This window comes from Paenibacillus sp. MT86, from assembly GCF_058792535.1.
On the sequence record NZ_CM179499.1, the window covers coordinates 2,262,959 to 2,284,998 of the forward strand.

At 52.3% G+C, this 22,040-nt stretch carries 21 protein-coding genes; 16 read left to right on the forward strand and 5 right to left on the reverse strand.

Going from position 1 to position 22,040, the window contains the following annotated elements; all coding sequences use genetic code 11:
• Positions 1–141 precede the first annotated feature (141 nt).
• From fabF to ftsY, 4 genes are all read left to right on the forward strand, one after another.
• On the forward strand, positions 142–1,380 hold the full coding sequence (fabF, locus tag AC3RCL_RS09865) for a beta-ketoacyl-ACP synthase II (protein WP_015736369.1): 1,239 nt from the start codon (positions 142–144) through the stop codon (positions 1,378–1,380).
• 12 nt (positions 1,381–1,392) lie between these two features.
• Complete coding sequence (gene rnc, locus AC3RCL_RS09870) at positions 1,393–2,091, forward strand: ribonuclease III (RefSeq protein ID WP_036663972.1); 699 nt, start codon at positions 1,393–1,395, stop codon at positions 2,089–2,091.
• A 207-nt stretch (positions 2,092–2,298) separates the two neighbouring features.
• Entirely contained in the window at positions 2,299–5,868 is a 3,570-nt protein-coding gene (gene smc / locus AC3RCL_RS09875; protein ID WP_096776722.1) for a chromosome segregation protein SMC, read from the forward strand.
• Between the two features lie 27 nt (positions 5,869–5,895).
• The gene (gene ftsY / locus AC3RCL_RS09880; protein ID WP_213579211.1) at positions 5,896–6,897 is read left to right on the forward strand and encodes a signal recognition particle-docking protein FtsY; all 1,002 of its coding nucleotides are present in this window, start codon (positions 5,896–5,898) and stop codon (positions 6,895–6,897) included.
• A 104-nt stretch (positions 6,898–7,001) separates the two neighbouring features.
• On the opposite strand, the gene AC3RCL_RS09885 is transcribed toward ftsY, so the two are convergent.
• The 5 genes from AC3RCL_RS09885 to AC3RCL_RS09905 form a co-directional block, all read right to left on the reverse strand.
• Positions 7,002–7,205, reverse strand: a complete 204-nt coding sequence (locus tag AC3RCL_RS09885; RefSeq protein ID WP_015736366.1) for a hypothetical protein — start codon at positions 7,203–7,205, stop codon at positions 7,002–7,004.
• A 63-nt stretch (positions 7,206–7,268) separates the two neighbouring features.
• A complete protein-coding gene (locus tag AC3RCL_RS09890; RefSeq protein ID WP_249732758.1) occupies positions 7,269–7,595 on the reverse strand; it encodes a hypothetical protein in 327 nt (108 codons plus the stop codon).
• A 13-nt stretch (positions 7,596–7,608) separates the two neighbouring features.
• A complete protein-coding gene (locus AC3RCL_RS09895; protein ID WP_213579210.1) occupies positions 7,609–8,619 on the reverse strand; it encodes a polysaccharide pyruvyl transferase family protein in 1,011 nt (336 codons plus the stop codon).
• A 24-nt stretch (positions 8,620–8,643) separates the two neighbouring features.
• Positions 8,644–9,816 (reverse strand): glycosyltransferase family 2 protein, encoded by a 1,173-nt coding sequence (locus tag AC3RCL_RS09900; protein ID WP_492535304.1) that lies wholly within the window; start codon positions 9,814–9,816, stop codon positions 8,644–8,646.
• Entirely contained in the window at positions 9,813–10,841 is a 1,029-nt protein-coding gene (locus tag AC3RCL_RS09905) for a glycosyltransferase (RefSeq protein ID WP_492535305.1), read from the reverse strand. The genes AC3RCL_RS09900 and AC3RCL_RS09905 overlap by 4 nt, the downstream gene beginning before the upstream one ends.
• A gap of 411 nt (positions 10,842–11,252) precedes the next feature.
• Between AC3RCL_RS09905 and trhA the strand changes: the two genes are divergently transcribed.
• The 12 genes from trhA to ylqF all read left to right on the forward strand — a co-directional run bounded on the left by trhA (position 11,253) and on the right by ylqF (position 21,947).
• On the forward strand, positions 11,253–11,900 hold the full coding sequence (gene trhA, locus AC3RCL_RS09910; protein WP_015736361.1) for a PAQR family membrane homeostasis protein TrhA: 648 nt from the start codon (positions 11,253–11,255) through the stop codon (positions 11,898–11,900).
• A gap of 138 nt (positions 11,901–12,038) precedes the next feature.
• Positions 12,039–12,395 carry a putative DNA-binding protein gene (locus tag AC3RCL_RS09915; protein ID WP_096776717.1) on the forward strand — a complete coding sequence of 119 codons (357 nt, stop codon included), beginning with the start codon at positions 12,039–12,041 and terminating at the stop codon, positions 12,393–12,395.
• 21 nt (positions 12,396–12,416) lie between these two features.
• Complete coding sequence (gene ffh, locus AC3RCL_RS09920; RefSeq protein WP_009594989.1) at positions 12,417–13,799, forward strand: signal recognition particle protein; 1,383 nt, start codon at positions 12,417–12,419, stop codon at positions 13,797–13,799.
• Between the two features lie 48 nt (positions 13,800–13,847).
• Positions 13,848–14,120: a 30S ribosomal protein S16 gene (rpsP, locus tag AC3RCL_RS09925; protein ID WP_006211361.1), complete on the forward strand. Its 273-nt coding sequence runs from the start codon at positions 13,848–13,850 to the stop codon at positions 14,118–14,120.
• 21 nt (positions 14,121–14,141) lie between these two features.
• Positions 14,142–14,372, forward strand: coding sequence for a KH domain-containing protein (locus AC3RCL_RS09930; protein WP_006211360.1), 231 nt, complete (start codon positions 14,142–14,144; stop codon positions 14,370–14,372).
• Between the two features lie 112 nt (positions 14,373–14,484).
• Positions 14,485–15,006, forward strand: a complete 522-nt coding sequence (gene rimM / locus AC3RCL_RS09935; RefSeq protein ID WP_009594996.1) for a ribosome maturation factor RimM — start codon at positions 14,485–14,487, stop codon at positions 15,004–15,006.
• Positions 15,007–15,009: 3 nt separating this feature from the next.
• The gene (trmD, locus tag AC3RCL_RS09940) at positions 15,010–15,828 is read left to right on the forward strand and encodes a tRNA (guanosine(37)-N1)-methyltransferase TrmD (RefSeq protein ID WP_096776715.1); all 819 of its coding nucleotides are present in this window, start codon (positions 15,010–15,012) and stop codon (positions 15,826–15,828) included.
• 200 nt (positions 15,829–16,028) lie between these two features.
• Positions 16,029–19,466, forward strand: a complete 3,438-nt coding sequence (locus AC3RCL_RS09945; RefSeq protein WP_492536308.1) for a collagen-like repeat preface domain-containing protein — start codon at positions 16,029–16,031, stop codon at positions 19,464–19,466.
• A gap of 113 nt (positions 19,467–19,579) precedes the next feature.
• On the forward strand, positions 19,580–19,723 hold the full coding sequence (locus AC3RCL_RS09950) for a hypothetical protein (RefSeq protein WP_162939111.1): 144 nt from the start codon (positions 19,580–19,582) through the stop codon (positions 19,721–19,723).
• 234 nt (positions 19,724–19,957) lie between these two features.
• Positions 19,958–20,302: a 50S ribosomal protein L19 gene (gene rplS, locus AC3RCL_RS09955; protein ID WP_015736355.1), complete on the forward strand. Its 345-nt coding sequence runs from the start codon at positions 19,958–19,960 to the stop codon at positions 20,300–20,302.
• 102 nt (positions 20,303–20,404) lie between these two features.
• The gene (lepB, locus tag AC3RCL_RS09960; protein ID WP_036663956.1) at positions 20,405–21,019 is read left to right on the forward strand and encodes a signal peptidase I; all 615 of its coding nucleotides are present in this window, start codon (positions 20,405–20,407) and stop codon (positions 21,017–21,019) included.
• A gap of 61 nt (positions 21,020–21,080) precedes the next feature.
• Positions 21,081–21,947 (forward strand): ribosome biogenesis GTPase YlqF, encoded by an 867-nt coding sequence (gene ylqF, locus AC3RCL_RS09965; RefSeq protein WP_492535306.1) that lies wholly within the window; start codon positions 21,081–21,083, stop codon positions 21,945–21,947.
• Positions 21,948–22,040: the final 93 nt, after the last annotated feature.

Consider the following 22,040-nt stretch of genomic DNA (forward strand, 5'->3'; position numbering starts at 1 on the left):
CCGTTCTTTAGCAAGGCGGGACTTCTCCACATTCAATCAAAGCTTTAGTTCTAACAAGTGATAGATTATTACTGCCTTGGTTCATCTTGAGTCCTTGCGGTTTCATAGATGGACGGGCAGTCCACATAGAGGTGAGTCTGTTTGAAACAAAGAGTCGTTGTAACAGGAATGGGAGTCATGACCTCGCTTGGTCAAGATCTTGATACATTCTGGAACAGTTTGATGGAAGGCAAGTCCGGCGTATCCCGAATCGAAGCGTTTGACGTGAGTGATTACACCACGCAGATCGCTGCGTCCATGAAGGATTTCAACCCGGAGGATTACATGGACCGCAAGGAAGCCCGCAAGATGGACCGATTTGTGCAGCTAGCTGTGGCGGCTGGTTCGAAGGCGCTGGAGGACAGCGGTCTTGATATCGGCGTAAATGCCGATGCAGAGCGGGTCGGCGTTTCCATCGGATCGGGTATCGGCGGTTTGGGAACCTGGGAGGATCAGCATAACATCCTGCTGGAAAAAGGCCCGAAACGTGTAAGCCCCTTCTTTATTCCGATGATGATCGCCAACATGGCCTCAGGCCAAATGTCCATCAATCTGGGAGCCAAAGGGCCGAACACCACCCAAGTGACGGCTTGTGCTACCGGAACGCATTCGATCGGCGATTCCTATCGCCTGATTCAGCGCGGCGATGCCGACGTCATGATCTGCGGCGGGGCGGAGGCGACCATTCGTCCGACGGGGATGGCTGGTTTCTGCGCTATGCGCGCAATGTCGACCCGCAATGACGAGCCGGAGAAGGCCAGCCGGCCATTCGATACCGGCCGCGACGGTTTTGTCATGGGTGAAGGCGCCGGCGTGCTCGTCATCGAATCCCTTGAGCACGCGTTGAAACGCGGAGCCAAGATCTACGCCGAGGTGGTTGGTTACGGCCTTAGCGCCGATGCCCATCACATTACCGAGCCGGATCCGGACGGGGCAGCCCGCTGCATGAAGATGGCGATCCGCGACGCAGGCATTGCGCCGGAAGACGTGGATTACATTAATGCTCACGGGACTTCAACGCCGGTGGGTGACCGCTCGGAAACGAAGGCCGTAAAGATGGCTCTTGGCGACCATGCATACAAAGTGGCCGTGAGCTCGACCAAGTCGATGACAGGTCATTTGCTTGGGGCCGCCGGCGGTGTCGAGGCGGTTATCTGCGGATTGAGCTTGAAGAACCAGACCATTGCACCGACGATTAACCTGGAGGATCAGGATCCGGAGTGCGATCTGGATTACGTGCCGAATCACCCGCGTAAAGCCGATTTGGATGTCGTGATGTCCAATTCGTTCGGGTTTGGCGGGCATAATGCCACGATTATCCTGAAAAAATACGCCGAGTAAGGGGACAGTGTGTTGAGTGGAGATCTGAAGCAGTTACAGCATAAACTTCAAATCCAGTTTCGCAATGCAATGCTGCTGAAGCAGGCCTTTACCCACGCATCTTATGTAAACGAGCATCGCTTCAGTCAGAGCCAGGACAACGAGCGACTTGAATTTCTCGGAGACGCCGTTCTGGAACTGACGGTCAGCGAATTCTTGTACAACCTTTTTCCGGACCGTCCGGAAGGCGAATTAACCAAGCTGCGGGCCGCTATCGTATGCGAGCCCTCCCTGGTGCAATTTGCTGTAAGTCTGGACTTTGGACGATACGTTCTGCTAGGCAAAGGAGAGGAAATGACGGGCGGTCGAACCCGCCCGGCTCTTCTTGCGGACGTATTCGAATCATTTGTGGGGGCGCTTTATCTGGATCAGGGATTGGAAGCGGTTCGCCGGTTTTTGAGCGACCACGTCTTCCCTACGGTGACCGTCAACGGTCGACCGCAGATGAGCGATTATAAGACCGAGCTTCAGGAACTGACCCAGCATCACGGCATGGGCGCACTGGAATATCGTATCGTAGAAGAGCGAGGACCGGCGCATGAGCGGGAGTTTGTCTCGGAGGTATACATGGGAAGCGAATGTCTTGGACGCGGAAGCGGCAGATCCAAGAAAGAAGCCGAGCAGCAGGCAGCGGCGGTAGCCTTAAAGCAGCTGAAACGTGCGGATGCCTAAAGCTTCGCTGATGTGATGACAAACAAAGAGCAAAGAGCAGTCAAGCGGATAACCGGACCCGGATAGGATGACTGTTTTTTGCTCTTTTCGTTGTCTGTCTTTTGTTAAAGGGGACAGCTGCTTATAACGTTGATGGGCCTCGTCCAAAGACGGCGGTGAAGCCGATTCTACTTGTGGTACAATAGCAGGAGAGGTGATAGTTCGAATATGTTTTTGAAACGGATCGAGTTAGCAGGATTTAAATCGTTTGCCGACAAGACGGAGATGGAGTTTGTCCGGGGAATCACGGCCGTTGTAGGTCCGAATGGCAGCGGCAAGAGCAATATTTCCGACGGGATCCGCTGGGTGCTTGGCGAGCAAAGCGCTAAATCCCTCCGCGGAGGCAAGATGGAGGACATTATCTTTGCCGGAAGCGATGCGCGTAAAGCGGTCAATTATGGGGAGGTTTCCCTTACGCTGGACAATGAGGACCATGTGCTGCCGCTGGATTTTAACGAGGTGACCGTAACCAGACGGGTGCACCGCAGCGGGGACAGCGAGTATTTCATTAACAGGCAGTCCTGCCGGTTGAAGGATATTACGGAGCTGTTCATGGACACCGGGATCGGCAAAGAAGCCTATTCCATCATTGGACAAGGCCGCATTGAGGAAATTCTGAGTACACGATCAGAAGATCGCCGGGGGATTTTTGAGGAAGCTTCCGGGATCGTTAAATATAAGTCTCGTAAAAAAGAGTCTGTGCGCAAGCTGGATGAAACGGAGCAAAATCTGCTTCGCATCCATGATTTGGTCACCGAGCTGGAGGATCAGATCGGACCGCTCAAAGAGCAGTCCGAGAAGGCGATTCGCTACAAGGAGCTCCGGGAGGAGCTGAAGCACAAGGAAATTTCGCTGTATGTGTATCAGATCGAACAGATACATACCTCATGGAGCGAGGCTAATGCCAAGCTTGAACAGCTGAAGGAAGAGCAGCTTGCCTTATCCACCGTAGTATCCGCGCATGATGCCAAGCTGGAGAGTGACCGATCGGCCCTTCGCCAGCTGGAGCAGGAAGTTGAGGATCTGCAAAGTCAGCTGCTTCAATTCAGTGAGCTGTTCGAGAAGAGCGAGGGTTATGGCGAGGTGCTCAAGGAACGCCGCCGCAACCTGGAACGTACGCGCGAGCAGCTGGAAGAAAGCTTGCACTCGGGCGATCATCGTCTGGAAGAGCGTGTAGGCGAGCTCGCGAGAATGAAGAGCAAGCTGCAGGATCTGCAGCAGGAGCTTACCCTGGTTCGGGATCAGCTGTCGGCAGAAGAAGCGAAGCTGGTTGGCGTAACCGGCGGTATCAGCCAGCAGCAGGAAGAGAGCTTGAAGGGGAATTTGCTGGAGCTTATGAACCAAATGGCGCAGGCGCGGAATGAAATCCGGTATGCGGACCAGCAGCAGGAAGCGCTCGACCGGCGGATGAACCGGGCGCAGGAGGAATCCGGCAAATGGGAAGCCTTGAAAGAAGATCTGCTTCGTCGCAAAGATAGCATCGATCGAAGCATTGAACGTTTCGGCAAAGAAATTGCGGACCTTCGCAGCGGTTACATCAGCGAAAGCGAGCGGTATCAGTCCCTGCAGAAACTGCAGGAGGAGACGCAGGGAGCCCTTCGGAAATGGGAGCAGAAGCGGGAAGCGCAAATATCCCGTCGCGATACCATGAAAGAGCTTCAGGACGATTTTGACGGATTTATGCTGGGCGTTAAGGAAGTGCTGAAGGCTTCGCGCAAATCCGTGCTCCATGGCGTCCATGGTGCGGTGGCCGAGCTTATTCGCGTGCCGGAAAAGCTAGAGCTTGCGATGGAGACCGCCCTTGGCGCGTCGGTTCAGCATATCGTCATGGAGAACGAATCCGTATCGAGGCAGGCGATTTCCTTCCTGAAACAGCGCCAGTTAGGCCGTGCGACATTTCTGCCTTTGGACGTTATTCGTCCAAGGAACGTATCGGCATCCGACCGGCACTTGGCGGAAGGGGAGGCCGGGTTCGTAGGGTTTGGCTCCGAGCTGGTGAAGTATGATTCCAGATACAGCAACATCGTCGGCAGTCTGCTTGGCAATGTCGTTATCGCCGAGACCCTGGAGCAAGCGAATAAAATCGCGGCGCGATTCTCCTATCGATTCCGCGTTGTCACCCTAGAGGGAGACGTCGTCAATGCAGGCGGCTCCATGACAGGCGGCAGTCAGCATAAAAAGACAAGCAGCCTGCTGGGACGCAAACGGCAGCTGGAGCAGCTCGATCAGGAAATTTCGGAAACCGAGAAGCAGCTGGAGAAGCTCCAGCAGGGCATTGAAGGCGTTCGGAATCAAATGGTTGAATCTCAAGATAAGCTGGACGAGCTTCGCAAAGCCGGAGACGACAAACGGATCGAGGAACAGCAGGCTGCGGGCGACCGCAAGCAGCTTGAGCATGAGCTGCGGCACGTCCTCGAGCAAGCCGAGCTGGCAGGCGAAGAGAAGAGCAGTCAAGAGAAGGAAGCCAAGGAAATTCAGCAAAGCCGTGAACGCGCGCAGAAGCTGCTGTCTGAGCTGGAGGAAGAAGAGAAGTCCACCCATCTGGCCATCCAAGCGGCAGAGTTTGCCCGAAAAGCAAATGAATCGGCCAAGGAAGAGCTTCAGAGCCAGCTGACAACCCTCAAGGTTCGCGAAGGAAAGCTGGATCAGGAAACCTTCTCGCTTGAGGAGCAGCTGAAACGCCTGCAATCGGATGTTGACAACCATGAGAAGGAACAGAAGCAGAACCGCACGATGCTGGCCTCCGTTCAAGCGGACCTAAGTCAGAACGAAAGCGAGAGCGTCAAGCAGATCGAGGATCTGAACCAGTACAAGCTGAAGAAGGAAGAAGCCACGCAGCAGCTCGAATTCAAACGGGCGGCACGCAGCGCGCTAAGCCGGAAGCTGGAGCTGGAAGAGAGCGAAACCAAGGAACAGCGCACCCAGCTGCGGTCCGTGGATGATCAGCTGCGCCAGACCGAGATTGGGGTAAACCGGCTCGATGTCGAGCTTGAAAATATATTGAAGAAGTTAAGCGAGGACTATGAGCTGAGCTACGAGCTTGCCAAGCAGCGGTATCCGATTCCGGAAGACATCACGGCCGCTCAGAACGAAGTTCGTGATTTGAAACGGTCCATCACTTCCCTGGGGGACGTCAATCTCGGGGCCATTGAAGAATACCAGCGCGTCAATGAGAGATACCTCTTCCTGAGCGAGCAGAAGGCGGACCTGGTAGAAGCGAAAACGACGCTCTACCAAGTCATTAAGGAAATGGACGATGAAATGTCCAAGCGCTTCAAGCAGACCTTCGATGCCATCCGGCGCGAGTTCGGCACGGTGTTTACGAAGCTGTTCGGAGGAGGACGAGCCGACCTGATCCTGATCGATCCGGAACGATTGCTTGAGACGGGGATCGATATCGTCGCCCAGCCTCCAGGCAAGAAGCTGCAGAATCTGCAGCTGCTCTCCGGCGGAGAACGTGCATTAACGGCTATGGCGCTGCTGTTTGCCATTTTGCAGGTGAAGCCGGTTCCGTTCTGCGTGCTTGATGAAGTCGAAGCGGCGCTAGATGAAGCGAACGTGGTACGATTTGCCCAGTATCTGCGCGAATTCTCTGAACAAACGCAGTTTATTGTGGTCACCCACCGCAAAGGAACGATGGAAGAGGCGGACGTGCTGTACGGCGTCACGATGGAGGAAGGCGGCGTGTCGAAGCTGGTATCCGTCAAGCTTGAGAATGAGGAAGCGGAGATTGCCTAATTTAACATAACGACATGGAGGGTACGTATGAGCTTTTTTAAGAGGTTAAAAGAGAGCATTTCCAGCAAAACGGAAAACGTAACAAAACAGTTCCGCGACGGATTGGAGAAAACCCGGAAGGGGTTTATCGAGAAAGTATCGGACCTGGTGATTCGCCGGAAAAAGATCGATGAGGAGTTCTACGAGGAATTGGAAGAGATTCTGATTGGCGCTGACGTCGGCGTCAATACGGTGATGGATCTGATGGACGATCTTCGTGCCGAGGTGAAAAAACGGCGGATCGAGGACGCTGCCGATTTGCAGCCGGTATTGTCCGAGAAGCTGATGGGACTTCTCCGTGATGACAGCAGCAACGAGCTGCGGGAGAATCCGGACGGGATTACGGTCATCTTGTTCGTGGGCGTTAACGGAGTCGGCAAAACAACAACGATTGGCAAGCTGGCGCATCGTTACAAGCAGGAGGGCAAGAAGGTTTTGCTCGCAGCGGGAGACACCTTCCGGGCCGGTGCGATCGAGCAGCTGGAGGTATGGGGAGAGCGGGTTGGCGTAGAAGTCATTAAACAGCAGCCCGGCTCAGACCCGGCAGCCGTCATGTTTGATGCGGTTCAAGCCGCCAAGCAGCGGCAGGCGGATGTCCTGCTCTGCGATACGGCGGGACGCCTTCAGAACAAAACGAATCTGATGGAAGAGCTGAACAAAATCTTCCGCGTCATTCAACGCGAAATTCCAAGTGCCCCGCACGAGGTGCTGATGGTCCTTGACGCGACGACGGGACAGAATGCGCTGAGCCAGGCGAAGCTGTTCGGCGAGAAGAGCGGCGTGACCGGCCTCGTGTTAACCAAGCTCGATGGTACGGCTAAGGGCGGAATCGTCATCGCGATCCGTCAAGAGCTGAATTTGCCGGTGAAGCTGGTGGGCTTGGGGGAGAAGATGGGTGATCTGCAGACCTTCGATTCGGAGCAGTTTGTGCATGCTCTCTTTGCGGGTTTGATTAAAGAAGAAGAGAATGCTGAAGAACAACAAGACTAGACCCTTGTCTAGCGAAAACGAGCAGGTATACAAAAAGGACCGAAAGATTTACTTTCGGTCCTTTTTCGTGTTCAGTTCGGTCCAAGAGCCATGCATACTTATTCTTATGAAGAAACGATTCGAACGAATTCAATCGAGCGAAGCGGGATGATGGCGGTATCGGTTGGCGGGCCATAGATGATCGGCGGTACTTTTAAGGTGATGGTTCCCTCGCCCACTTTGTTCAGCGTGCCGATGATGACATCTCCCGACACGGTTACTTCGGTTTCCGAGCCGATAAATCCTTGCAGCCAATCCACGTAGCGCATATCGGTTAACCTCCTTGCCGTAAATGAAAGTTTGGAGCTGATCTTCAGCATCCCTAAGCGGGATTACTGAACGGAAGTAATATTGGCGAATGGAATCAGCACAAGGTCACCGGATGCTTCACGAAGCTGAACGCCGTCTTCGGCGGTGGCCAAAACGATCCCCTCCAAGGTGACAAACGTTGTGCTTACTCTAACCTGTTGACCGGTTCGGACTTCGAAATACTGAGTCAGTTCCGGATTAATGGTTAGCCCCGTGAGCACCTGGCTCTCCAGCGATTCCACCCTAACGGTTAATTGACTGGTTTCCTGGCTTAGAAGCTCGACCTGCCGCGTTAGTTTTTTTACTCGTCCGGCAAGCTTTCTGCAGAACAGGAAGCAACACATACTCATTCTCCTTTCTGTATTACCAACGGTTGTGCTCTTCGATGTGATTCTTTAAATCGAGGAGCGAGGCTGTGCTTTTTTTCTCGGCTGCCCGGATCAGCGGCATCATCTGCTGCACGTGACCAGGGCCGTATTTAAGGAAGCTCTCGGTTCTATCCACCAGCGCATCAAGCGGCTGACGGTAATCCGTAAAGTATTGGCCGAGATGAAAAGAGCTCAGCAGGCTGTGCACTTTGCCCATGGTGCTGAGCGCCAGTACGGGCTTGCCTCCGCGTAAAGCGGCCAGCGAAGGATGAAGCTTGAACGAGATCAGATAGTCCACGGATTGTATGAAACTGTAGGTGAGCTCAATATCCATGAGAAACGGCAGCGTTTCAATGGAAGCGCCGGGCGTTAGCTCCCTTACCTTCTGCTGTAACTGCAGGCATGTGTTGTAATCGGAATACGCGTTCCCCGGATGATGAATGACCGGAATAAGGACGGCATGATAGCCTGCTGCGACAAGATGACCCAGCAATTTGGTCATATTATCCATCGGGAACGATTCATAGGAAAACACAACAACGCCAATCGTTGGACGCTTCGAGAATCGTTTTACCGGGATGTCGGGCTGACGGTAGCCGAATACCATATCTGGGGCCGTTTCGACGTTTCGGTGAAAGCCAGCCCGCTTGGCGATGGCCGACGATCGTTCATCCCGGAACACCGCGCGTTTTGCCTGGGAGATCATCTCCCGGTAGGCGGATACCTGCTCTTCAGGCCAGGTGTGTTCCGGGTAGGCATCGACGATGCCGACGCCGTAAACCCAGGTAGGCTGTCCTTTGAGCTGCGGAGGGAAGTAATACGAATTGAACGAGTAAGGTGTAATCAAATCGCCACCGCCGATGATAAAGGCATCCGTCTGACGGGGATCCAGTCGGGAATTCCAAGGATAGACGTGGTGTTCGTGGAATACTTGTCGAAGGGTGTGAAGAAACAAATCATCGCCGAAGTTTCCCATTCCATAGTAGCCGGAAGCGGCAATATGCATGACGTATCACCTCCTTTTCAATCGCTAACCCTGCATGGTTTGCTGATACCAGGCTTCGTAGAGGCTGCGGCTTCGTTGGCTGGTGCTGCCGCCATAAACGACGCGATGATACAACAGCGCATCCACACAGATCGGCGAACTTTGTTTAAGAACGCGTGCGGTCACATCGATATCTTCGAAGATGCGTCCGAAACGATCCTCGCGGTTCCGCCAGCCGTCAACGGCGACCAGGGAAGATTTGCGGTACATTCGGGGAACGAGCGGGTGGTCGTGTTCATGCGATCGATTGAAGGACGGAGAGTATATCGAATATAGCTTGCCGGAGTCAACATTCCTTCTCCATAACGGACCGAGCTGCTTGGTTCGTTCCCAGCATCCGTATCTGCCCGTGGCGATCAGCCCGTCCGGATTTTTGTCAAGCGCCTTGGATAGGAGAGCAACCGTTTCGGGTGCCAGCCAATCATCCCCATCCAATTCCAGAATATATTGACCTTTTGCTTCCGTAAGCAGGCGATTCATCATGATCGCCTTTCCTCGGTTACGCGATTGTGTTATCACCCTTATTCGACCGTCATGAAAAGCGCAGGCTTCCTTCAGACTTTCGTCCTCCGAGCCGTCATCGCCGATTAAGAGCTCCCAGTTTTCGTTCGTTTGCGCCAATACGGAACGAATGCTCCAGCCTAAAGTGTCCTTCATGTTATAAATGCTCATGAGAATGGAGACTTCTGGCTGCTGAGGCGGTTTGGAAGATAAAGCCCCTTCGGAGCCAGCGGCGCTATCTTGCCTCCGTGTTGCAGACAGAACGGGGAGAATATACTCCAGCTCCTTTTGATACGGTGGGTAATGCGCAGCTTTCAGATGTAACGTTAGGCTGGAATCGACTGGCAGGAGATCATAAGGCAGAAATCTGGCAGCGGGAAGCTTGTCATTCCAGCGGGCGAGGGCGGCAAGCAGCCAGGCTCTTCTCCAATAGATCGGGGCACCGCTCCTACATATACAGACGACATGGTCCGGTATATGAAGCGGCATTGGGACCAGAGCCGACGATCCTCGATGGGTAAACGACAAGCTGCAGCTCCATAAAATCCACTCGCGGTCTGTCCCTGATACTTCCTGAATGACCCGCTCACGATAAGATGCGGCATCGGTGGACCTATAGCCGAACGGCTGCGTACGGATCGTGGCGTAAGGGATCACTGGGCATTCATGCTTTTGTCCATGATGGCTTGCCGGATGACTTGATCGGCTTTCAATCCGCGTTCAACCCAGCGGTTCTCTCTGGCGTAGGCTATGCGGGCGAGCTTGTGCTCTGCTGAATCGGGGCGATCCAGCATGGCTTCCAGCTTGCCCAAGAAATCATCATGGGTCGTCGCTGTGGTGACGTGCGGCTCCATGGCAATGCATTCCGGCAGCGCCGTCGACAGCACCCGGACGCCGGAAGCCATATACTCGTATGCTTTGACCGGATTGGTAGCGAGCGTAATCGGATGGTATTGGAAGGGAATCAACGCAACGTCGATATGAGTAAGGTAACGCTTCAGCTCCTGGTGCGGCTTTTCCCCGAGAATATGCACGTTCGGTAGCTTCGAATAATCGCCGGAGCTGCCGTAAGGAGCACCAATGGAAACGAATTGGACGTTCGGAAACCGAAGGGCGGCCTTAGCGAACAGCTCATGATCCACCCAATATGCCCAGGCTCCGATATAAGCAACAACAGGACCCGGAGGGAGATCGGCGGGTCTTTCGCTGAATGGAATATGAAAAAATGAAGAGTCAGCTCCATTCGGGATCAGGGTGAGCGGTTTATCCGGATAAGCCAAGGACAACCGGGTGTGGATCACCTCTGCGGTACACACGACATGGTCCGCCTCATCAATCATTTTCGGTTCATATTTAGCCCAATGCGGAAATTCGTCACAGCAGTCGTAGATCGTAATATCGGGCTTGAAAAGCGTGGAAATGCGCGTCCGGAGCTTAGACCAGGTGGTCCAGACGACAATGGGATGTTCTTTGCGGAGGGCAGGCAGCTTTTTGTGCAGAAACGTTTTGGTATCGGTGAACAGATACACATTCGGTTCAATTTCTTTGAACTCCTTATCGAGCGGGGCCAGGTTTTCGAAGAAAACCTGATGACCAAGCGAGCCCAATTGCGCCATAAGCTGCTGCGGTCTCTGTTTCATGTACGACCAGTTCATCGTTCTCGGATAAATGATGACAGCCAAGAGGTTTCCTCCTTTCTTTGTACTCCGGATAATATATGCAATGCTAGCTTCATAGAATTGGACGAATGCGCCGAATCGCTGAAAAATGGTTGATTTCTACAGGCTTTCCCCTGGCCGGAACGAATCTATTAAATTCTATATATTGCCTTCAATATGACGTTTCGGTCCTGTCTTTTCATATAAAACGAGGGAGAGTGAAGGTTCGCGAATTCCAAGAAGGTACTTGTTGCGTTCGGAGCTCGTTCCTACCGCAAAGAAGCTGATATGGGCGTCCGCTGGATTTTGCATGCAGGCAGAGCTTATAATGAAGTATAAGTTGGGTTCAAAAAGTCGCTTCATGTGCTGCTGCGTGATCAAAAGATGACTTTTTGAACAACCTCTATAAGATTTCAGAGCGAAAGGATACCTGATATGGCCAATACTTACACTTATCCGCGCAGAGAAGAGATAGCGAACGCAATAACGCATGGCATAGGAGCCGCGCTAAGCGTTGCCGCGCTGGTGCTCCTGATCGTTTTTTCAAGCTTGAAGGGCACAGCCTGGCATGTTGTGAGCTTTACGATCTACGGATCCACGATGCTTCTTCTATACTTGAGCTCAACGCTCGTTCACGGCTTGAGGGACGGGAAAGCCAAGGATTTCTTTGAGTTTATGGACCACTCTTCCATTTATTTGTTTATCGCGGGGACCTATACGCCGTTCCTGTTGGTCGCCATCCGGGGGCCGCTGGGCTGGAGTCTCTTCGGAATCGTATGGGGCATTGCGCTGTTCGGCGTCGTATTTAAAGCGTTTTTTGTCAAAAAGTTTCTGTTCCTCTCCACGATTTTCTACATTGCGATGGGCTGGCTGATCGTCATTGCCTGGAATCCGTTAACGGCGGTAGTCGCGCCTCAAGGCATGAATTTGCTTGTTCTTGGCGGTGTGCTGTACACGCTGGGTACCATTTTCTATGTATGGAGAGGCTTCCCGTACCATCATGCCATCTGGCATTTGTTTGTGCTGGCGGGCTCGATTCTCCACTTTTTTGCTATACTGATATACCTTCTGCCTATCGGTTGAACCGCTGGGAAGACGGCTTTCTGCGCATGATGAAGGATGACAAGGGAAATGGCTTGACATCCTTCTTCGTTTTTTGTATGATAAGGTTCGTTAAGCGAACTGTAAAGTGTTTTTCCTTGACGAGGGGGGTGCCCTTAAATGAGTCAGGAGAATCGGCTCGAGAAGACGAACCGGATCAATTTGCTGTTCGATTTCTATGAGCAGCTGCTGACAGAGAAACAGCAGACCTTTTTGAAATATTATTTCCATGACGATTTTTCCCTGGGTGAAATCGCCGGCGAATTTGAGATTAGTCGTCAGGCCGTCTATGAGCATATTAAGCGCGCAGAGCAGGTGCTCGAGTCTTATGAAGAGAAGCTGGGACTCCTGAGCAAGCATGAGGCGCGTGTCCGAGAGCTGGATAAGTTCCGGGAAATGGTGGAGACTAGCGACCTGGACGAACAAGATAAGCATGTAATGACCGATATGGTCGAACGATTAAAAGTATGGGATTAAGTATGAACGGAGGTGGCGGATATGGCGTTTGAAGGATTGACCAGCAGACTACAGAATGTGTTCAGCAAGCTTCGTGGTAAAGGCAAGGTGTCCGAAGAAGATGTAACAGCCGCCATGCGTGAAGTTAGACTCGCGCTTCTGGAAGCCGACGTTAACTTCAAAGTGGTTAAGGATTTCGTATCCAAAGTAAAAGAGAAGGCCATCGGCAAGGAAGTGATGGACAGCTTTACGCCCGGCATGGTGATCATCGACATCGTTAACAAAGAGCTGACGGAGTTGATGGGGGGAAGCCAAGCCAAGCTGGCGAAGAGCAATAAACCGCCGACGGTCATTATGATGGCCGGTTTGCAAGGTGCCGGTAAGACAACGACCTCGGGCAAGCTGGCTAAGCTGCTTCAGAAGCAGAACAGCCGACCGCTGCTCGTGGCAGGCGACATCTATCGCCCCGCTGCGATCAAGCAGCTCGAAGTGCTCGGCAATCAGATCAATGTGCCGGTATTCTCCTTAGGAGACAAGACAAGCCCGGTTGAAATCGCGAAGCAGGGCCTGCAGCATGCCAAAGATAACGGCCACGATTATGTCATTATCGATACCGCCGGCCGGCTGCATGTCGATGAAGAGCTGATGGAAGAATTGAAGCAGATCCACAGCGTGGTGAATCCTGATGAAGTCCTGCTTGTCGTTGATGCGATGACGGGTCAGGATGCGGTGAATGTCGCGGAAAGCTTCAACCAGCAGCTGACGCTCACGGGCGTCGTGCTGACAAAGCTGGACGGTGACACCCGAGGCGGTGCTGCCCTCTCGGTTAAGGCCGTTACCGGATGTCCGATTAAATTTGCGGCGCTCGGGGAGAAGATTGATGCGCTCGAGCCGTTCCATCCGGAACGGATGGCATCGCGGATCCTCGGCATGGGCGATATGCTGTCTCTTATCGAGAAAGCACAATCGAACATTGATGCGGACAAGGCCAAGGAAATGGAACGTAAAATGCGCAATGCCGAATTTACGTTTGAGGATTTCTTGGAGCAAATGGATCAAGTGAAGAAGCTCGGTCCTCTGGATCAGCTGATGGATATGATTCCAGGCATGGGCAAGATGAAGCAAGCCAAGGATCTCAAGGTTGACGAGAAGCAGATGGGACGCATTGAGGCTATCGTCCACTCCATGACAACGGCGGAGAAGCAGCAGCCTGACATTATCAATCACAACCGTCGTAAACGGATTGCGGCCGGCAGCGGAACCTCGCTGGCTGAAGTGAACCGGCTCATCAAGCAGTTTGACGAAATGCGCCGCGTGATGAAACAGTTCTCGGATATGATGGGTCCTAAAGGCGGCAAGAACAAGGCCTTGAAGCAGCTGAAGGGCCTGACCGGCGGAAAAGGCATGAAGTTTCCGTTCCGTTAAGCCCCGGTTATATCGAATGGACATTTTTTGAAGGAGGTGAATTTTCAAATGGCAGTACGTATTCGTCTGAAACGCATGGGTGCTCACAAGGCTCCTTTCTACCGCGTGGTGGTTTCTGATTCCCGTTCCCCACGTGACGGCCGTTTTATCGAGGAAATCGGTTATTACAATCCGGTTGCTCAACCGGCTGAAGTTAAGATCGATGAAGAGAAAGCACTGAACTGGCTTCAAAATGGTGCGCAAGCATCTGACACGGTTCGCAACTTGCTTAGCAAAGCGGGCGTAATGAAGAAGTTTCATGAGCTGAAGCATCAGAAATAAGACTGATCGCGAGGGTTATCTATGGAAGAATTAGTTCGCGTTATTGCTAAGGCTTTAGTGGATCATCCAGAAGATGTGACTGTGAAAACCGTTGAGAAGGAGCACTTGATTGTATATGAACTGTACGTGCATCCTGACGATGTCGGGAAGGTCATAGGCAAACAAGGGCGTATCGCCAAATCATTGCGTACAGTCGTTACATCGGCGGCAGTTAAAATGGATAAACGGGTGACCGTTGATATCATTTCTTAAAATATACGAAAGGGGGTTAGGATGCATGTCCTAGCCCTTTTTCGTACATGCTGAAGAAATCAGCCGGTCATACCAGCTTAGAACGTTCATTAAGTGATGCAGGAGGAAGACCATGTCTGAAAAGTTGTATACCGTAGGCAAAATCGTGAACACGCACGGCATTCGCGGCGAAGTTAAGGTCATGCCGCATACGGATTTTGCCGACCAGCGTTTTGCCGCGAAGAGCAAGCTGTATATCGTTCCCGACAAAGGGAATAAGATTGAAGTAACGGTCGAAACATCCCGCTTTCATAAAAACATGTATGTCCTGAAATTCAAGGAGCTTCATGGGATTAACGAGGCTGAAAAATATAAGGGCTCGCTGCTGAAAATCACCGAGGATCTTCAGGAGGAGCTTCCGGAGAACGAGTACTATTTCCACGAGATCATTGGTTGCAAGGTGATGACGGATGAGGAACCGGCTGAGGAGCTTGGCACGATTTCCGAGATTTTGACGCCGGGCGCCAATGACGTATGGGTTGTCAAAACACCTAAGGGAAAAGAAATTCTTCTCCCGGCCATACCGGATGTCGTACTGGATGTCGACAAGGAATCGAAGCTTGTCCGCGTGCATCTTATGGAAGGGTTGTTATAGTCCATGCGGATTGATGTGTTGACGCTGTTTCCCGAAATGTTTGATGGCGTGTTCCATTCGAGTATTCTGGGTAAAGCGGCCGAGAAAGAAATCGTGAACCTGAATGCCATCAACTTCCGCCAGTATGCCGGGAACAAGCATGGGCAGGTCGACGATACGCCATATGGCGGGGGTGGCGGAATGGTGTTAAAACCGGACCCGATTTTTGCTGCGGTAGAGGACATCCTCGCTTCGGATCCGAATGAGATTTCGAATCATGGGGAGGGAGCTCATCCTGCAGGAGAGATTTCGGCGGATATCACCGGCCCAGCCAAGCCTCCGCGAGTCATTCTGATGTGCCCGCAAGGAGAGACTTTTACGCAGAAGAAGGCGGAAGAGCTGTCTCAAGAAGAGCATCTGGTGTTTATATGCGGGCATTACGAAGGTTACGATGAACGAATCCGCGAGTTTCTCGTGACGGATGAGTTATCCATCGGAGATTACGTGCTTACCGGTGGAGAGCTGCCGGCCATGGTGGTCATCGATTCCGTCGTCCGATTGCTGCCGGGTGTACTTGGGAATGAAACCTCGGCGGTGACGGATTCATTCAGTACGGGCCTGCTGGAATACCCGCACTATACACGTCCGGCGGAGTTCCGCGGCTGGAAAGTGCCGGATATTTTGCTAAGCGGTCATCATGCGAATATCGATGTATGGCGCCGTGAACAAGCGCTTAAACGAACATGGGAAAGACGCCCTGAATTATTGGAGGGGCTGGAGCTTTCGAAACAGGATACGGCGTATCTTGAGAAATTACGTGCCCAAAGCGGCAAGGCAAAATGAAACGAATAACTTGGATGACGAAAAGAGAGGGCTTCTCGTAAATGGGCCTTCTCTTTTTTTGTTGCGGCTCAACTGTAAGATTTCGAACCTATTGTTCGCCCAGTGAATAATCTGCAGATATGGGTGTTTGCTGAGTCGTAGAGAAGCAGAACGAGGAGTGAAGCATATTGGATTCCCCACGGAGAGGAAATCGCGGCAAATTGAAGTGCACGCCTTCACGAAAAATAGCGCCCAGGCGAACGAGGTTAAGAGAGCTTTGGTTGAATCGCCTGGTTTGGTCGTTTCGCCAATTGAGAGCACTTGTCCGCATATTCATTGAGCAACCGGTACATGAAAACTTCATTCGTCTAAAAAGACAAGTTCGACGGATCCAAAAAATGTTGTTGTCTTCCAATATGTCACTATCTAAAAGCGAAAAGCGATTTATCCGAATGGCCGCTGAGCAAGTATTAGTTATTTCTAATATGAACAATAGCAGAGAAATTATAGATCGAATAAACTTTTTTGCAGTACTTATCCTTTCTTATGCCGAGCGCATCGGAATAGGAAGATTGATTAGATCATCCATTCTTGAAATTAGCAGTTCGCTCAACAGATGGGGTTATGCACAAGAAAGAATGGATTTGATCCCATTACACAACTTGGTCGATAATCTCCCGTTATATATTGCGGACGCAGTGACGAATCCAGGGATGGAATCCGCGAATAGATTAGGAGTTGTTTTTGAAGATATCAATCAACAAGTATCCCGTTTGGGCGCTTCTGCAGCGCAGCGGGAAGCTCTGCAGACAGCGTCCCAGAACGTAATAGCATCACTGGTGGAAGGCGCGTCTCCGATGCAAGTGAATGATCGATTGATGAATTATACCAATATGCTTGGAGAAACGGTAACAACTTTGGATATACCGACAACTGATCGGAATGGGTTGTTGTTTTCTTTGTTATCTGTTTCAAGAATAAGTGCCGAGAGCGTTCAAAGTATGATGATGCAGGATTTCGTTGAAAATGTACAAGATCTAACGGGACCGACGGGCGAATCTGGAGCTACAGGTGCCCAAGGAGTACCGGGTGTTCCTGGGGCAGCGGGGTCAACGGGAGCGACGGGAGCAAGAGGGGCGACGGGTGCAGGAGGAGCAAGAGGAGCGGTAGGTGCAAGAGGAGCGGCGGGTGCAGCAGGCGCAAGAGGAGCGACGGGGGCAGCAGGAGCAAGAGGGTCAACGGGAGCAGCCGGTGCAACAGGAGCAACGGGGGCAACAGGAGTCACCGGAGAGACAGGGGCAACCGGAGCCACCGGAGCAACAGGTATCACTGGAGCAACGGGAGCAACCGGAGCCACGGGTGCAATAGGTGCAACGGGTGAAACAGGAGCAACGGGAGCAACAGGAGAAACTGGTGCAACAGGAGCAACAGGGGCAACAGGAGTAACAGGGGCAACGGGAGTAACGGGGGGAACAGGGGCAACAGGGGCAACCGGAGAAACTGGTGCAGCAGGAGCAACGGGTGCAACAGGAGCTACAGGTGAAATGGGTGCAACGGGAGCGACCGGTGAAACTGGTGCAACGGGAGCAACAGGAGAAAGAGGAGTAACTGGTGCAACCGGAGCAACGGGAGCAACCGGAGAGACAGGAGCAACAGGAGCAACAGGAGCGGCAGGAGCAACAGGAGCCACTGGAGCGGCAGGAGTAACAGGAGTAACAGGAGTAACAGGAGTAACAGGAGCCACTGGGGAGACGGGAGCAACGGGTGCAACAGGAGCGACCGGTGAAACAGGAGCCACGGGTGCAACAGGAATAACTGGTGTAACGGGAGCAACAGGAGAAAGAGGAGCAACCGGAGCCACGGGAGTAACAGGGGTAACAGGAGCAACGGGGGTAACAGGAGCATCAGGGGCAACAGGAGCAACGGGGGTAACGGGAGCAACTGGAGTAACAGGGGCAACAGGTGCAACGGGTGCAACAGGAGCCACCGGGGTAACAGGAGCAACTGGGGCGACGGGAGCAACGGGAGTAGCAGGAGAAAGAGGAGCAACGGGGACCACGGGAGCAACAGGAGTAACAGGGGCAACCGGGGTAACAGGAGCCACCGGAGCAACAGGAGCAACCGGGGTAACAGGGGCAACCGGAGCCACAGGTGTGACTGGGGAAAGAGGAGCAACGGGAGCAACAGGAGTAACAGGGGTAACTGGTGCAACGGGTGCAACCGGAGTAACAGGAGAAAGAGGAGCAACGGGGGCAACGGGAGTCACAGGAGCAACGGGAGCAACGGGAGTAACAGGGGCAACCGGAGCCACAGGAGCAACAGGAGAAAGAGGAGCAACCGGAGCCACGGGAGTAACAGGGGTAACTGGTGCAACGGGAGTAACAGGAGAAAGAGGAGCAACGGGGGCAACGGGAGTCACAGGAGCAACGGGAGCAACGGGAGTAACAGGGGCAACCGGAGCCACAGGAGCAACAGGAGAAAGAGGAGCAACCGGAGCCACGGGAGTAACAGGGGTAACTGGTGCAACGGGAGTAACAGGAGAAAGAGGAGCAACGGGGGCAACGGGAGTCACAGGAGCAACGGGAGCAACGGGAGTAACAGGGGCAACCGGAGCCACAGGAGCAACAGGAGAAAGAGGAGCAACCGGAGCCACGGGAGTAACAGGGGTAACTGGTGCAACGGGAGTAACAGGAGAAAGAGGAGCAACGGGGGCAACGGGAGTCACAGGAGCAACGGGAGCAACGGGAGTAACAGGGGCAACCGGAGCCACAGGAGCAACAGGAGAAAGAGGAGCAACCGGAGCCACGGGAGTAACAGGGGTAACAGGAGCAACGGGGGTAACAGGAGCATCAGGGGCAACAGGAGCAACGGGGGCAACAGGAGCAACGGGAGCAACGGGAGCCATAGGAGTAACTGGTGCAACCGGAGCAACGGGAGCAACAGGAGTAACAGGGGCAACCGGAGGAACCGGAGCGACAGGAGAAAGAGGAGCAACGGGGGCAACGGGAGTCACAGGAGCAACGGGAGCAACGGGAGTAACTGGGGCAACGGGAGTCACAGGAGCAACGGGAGTAACAGGGGCAACCGGAGCCACAGGAGCAACAGGAGAAAGAGGAGCAACCGGAGCCACGGGAGTAACAGGGGTAACAGGAGCAACGGGGGTAACAGGAGCAACGGGGGCAACAGGAGCAACGGGGGCAACAGGAGCAACGGGAGCAACAGGTCCGGCAGGCCCGACGGGTCCAACCGGGTCTACTACCCTCGTGGGCGGTAGTGTGATCTATGCCAGCAATGGAGTCATACAAAATGTGGCCACCAACTCGCCGGTTACTTTTTCAACAAGCACACTTCAAGGTGTAACCTTTAACGGTACCACGACGCTGACCATCGTGACAGCTGGCTTCTACTACTTTGACTGGCAGATATCGCTTGAAACGGGTTCGACGGCGCCTAATACTTTCGGAATTGTTGTTAACGGTAATACGACAAATACGGCGAACATGAACTCGAATTCAACCAACGCCGAAGTATCAGGATCTGCCGTCATCAATTTAAGTGCAGGTAATACCGTTGGGCTCTATAATTTATCGCCGGTCAGTAAATCGATAACGGCACCGCAAACCGCTGCAAGGATTTCTATCTTTAGAATTGGCTCATAGCCAAGTATTGTATACTTCAGTGTCAATTTTTTTAATATGGTTGATGCATCGTCTCCTTCGGTGGGTAATATGTATCTGGAGAAACACTTGAGATTACTGGGAGGCATCTTGTCATGACAGAACATCGACAACAGCAGGAAGCAAAAATAGAAGAAACAAACCATACTGAAGTTCAATTCCAAACGGTAGACGACATCCTTGAATACTATGGCAAACGCCACAAAGGCTTGCATGACTCGAAAGAAAGCGTAAATTAAGTTCAGCCTAACCGCTTCCGGCATGATCTTCATGCTGGAAGTGGTTTTTTAAAGACCAGTGAGCGTTGAGCGGGTTTATAGATGAGGGTGTAAAGATAAAATACTTGATTCAGTCAGCAAAATATGTTACTATTTCTTTTGTTGTGAATACGGTGGTCCGCTGCGGATAATGAAGGAAATACATAGAGTTTCCGGAAGATGCAAGAACACCTGTGTGAGAGGAGGGAGTCCTAGATGAATATCGTTCAAGCGATTACTCAAGAACAACTTCGTAAAGATATTCCGAGCTTTCGTCCTGGTGATACTTTAAAAGTACACGTTAAGGTTATCGAGGGAACTCGTGAGCGTATCCAGTTGTTTGAAGGTGTAGTAATTAAACGTCGCGGTGGCGGAATCAGTGAGACTTTTACCGTTCGTAAAATTTCTTACGGTGTTGGTGTGGAAAGAACTTTCCCAATCAACTCGCCTAAAATCGATAAAATCGAAGTGGCTCGCCGTGGTAAAGTGCGTCGTGCGAAGCTTTATTATCTTCGTGAACTGCGCGGTAAAGCAGCGAGAATTAAAGAAATTCGTCGTTAATTACAAGGCGGTAAAAGGGGCTTGTGCGTATATACAAGCCCCTTTTGTATATCCAAAAATCGTTATCATGCGAAAGCGATCTATAGGGAAGGACGGTGGATTATGGAGAAAGATCAACACCAGGAGGCCATTGAAACCAACGTGGGAAAACCGGCCAAAAAGGCTAAGAACGAGCTTGTAGAATGGCTGAAGGCTCTTCTCATTGCGCTGGTTCTCGTCGTTCTCATTCGCTGGCTTCTCTTTAAACCGTTTATTGTGCAGGGACCATCGATGGAACCTAACTTTGTTTCGAATCAGAAGCTGATCGTCAACGAGATTTTATATGATATCCGCAAACCCGAGCGTGGCGAAGTTATCGTGTTCCATGTTCCTGACGAGGGCAGGGATTTCATTAAACGCGTGATCGCGGTTGCCGGTGATACGGTTAAAGTGGAAGGCGATAAAGTGCTTGTCAACGGGGAACCTGTGAATGAAACCTACATACAGGAAGCAATTGATCAAGCCCATGCTGAAAATCGATTATACAATAACACGGATTTTCCGAACTCGTTTGTTCAGGACGGCGTTGTCCCTGAGGGCCATGTGTTCGTGATGGGGGATAACCGCTCCAACAGTACCGACTCCCGAATGATAGGATATGTTCCTTTGGGGGATATTATCGGTCGAGCAGACTTGATTTTCTGGCCGATTAAAGACATAGGGCTCATCAACCATTAGCCAGCCGCATGGCGCTATAGAAACGATGAAAGTTTGCAGAGCAAAGTAGAGGTGACGACGTTTGACAATACAATGGTTTCCTGGACATATGACCAAAGCGCGCCGTCAAATTCAGGAGAAGCTGAAGCTGATCGATGCCGTTATAGAACTGATCGATGCGAGGCTTCCGCTCTCAAGCCGAAATCCGATGATCGACGAGATTTTGCAGGGCAAGCCGCGGCTCGTTATTATGAATAAAGCCGATTTGGCCGATCCTGAGGTTACAAGGCAATGGCAGGCCTATTTTAAAGAAAACGGACTGACGGCTTTTCCCGTCGATGCATCCACGGGGACAGGCGTTAAGGATATTCCGAACCAGATTAAGCTGCTGCTGAAAGAGAAGATCGACAAACAAATCGCCAAGGGCATGAACCCGCGAGCGATGCGCGTGTTGATTGTCGGCATACCGAATGTTGGAAAATCCACGCTGATTAACCGGCTTGCCGGTCGTAACATCGCGGAGACGGGAGACCGTCCGGGCGTCACGAAAGGGCAGCAGTGGATCAAGGTGGCCGGCGGTGAGATGGAATTGCTGGATACCCCCGGTATTCTGTGGCCGAAGTTCGAGGATCAGAATGTAGGATACCGCTTAGCGGTAACCGGTGCCATCAAAGAGGAAATATTGAACGTAGAGGATATTGCCTTTTTTGCGATCAAATATTTCGCCAACTATTACTGGGAAACGATGAGCGAGCGCTTTGACCTGATGGAGCGCCCGACGGATCTGGACAACCCGGATGAAATCGTCGCGGTCATGGAGGCAATCGGAAGAAAACGCGGCTGCATCGTAAGCGGCGGAAGAGTCGATCTGGAAAAAGCCTCAAGCCTATTCCTGCGTGAGCTTCGCGCAGGGAAGCTTGGGCGGTATTCCATGGAATCGCCTTATTGATTCGTTTAAGGGAGAATGCACTGTCTCTCCCACCCCATTAAACCGAAAGAACCGTTCAGCCGAATACCGGCAGAACGGTTCTTTTTTCTTAAA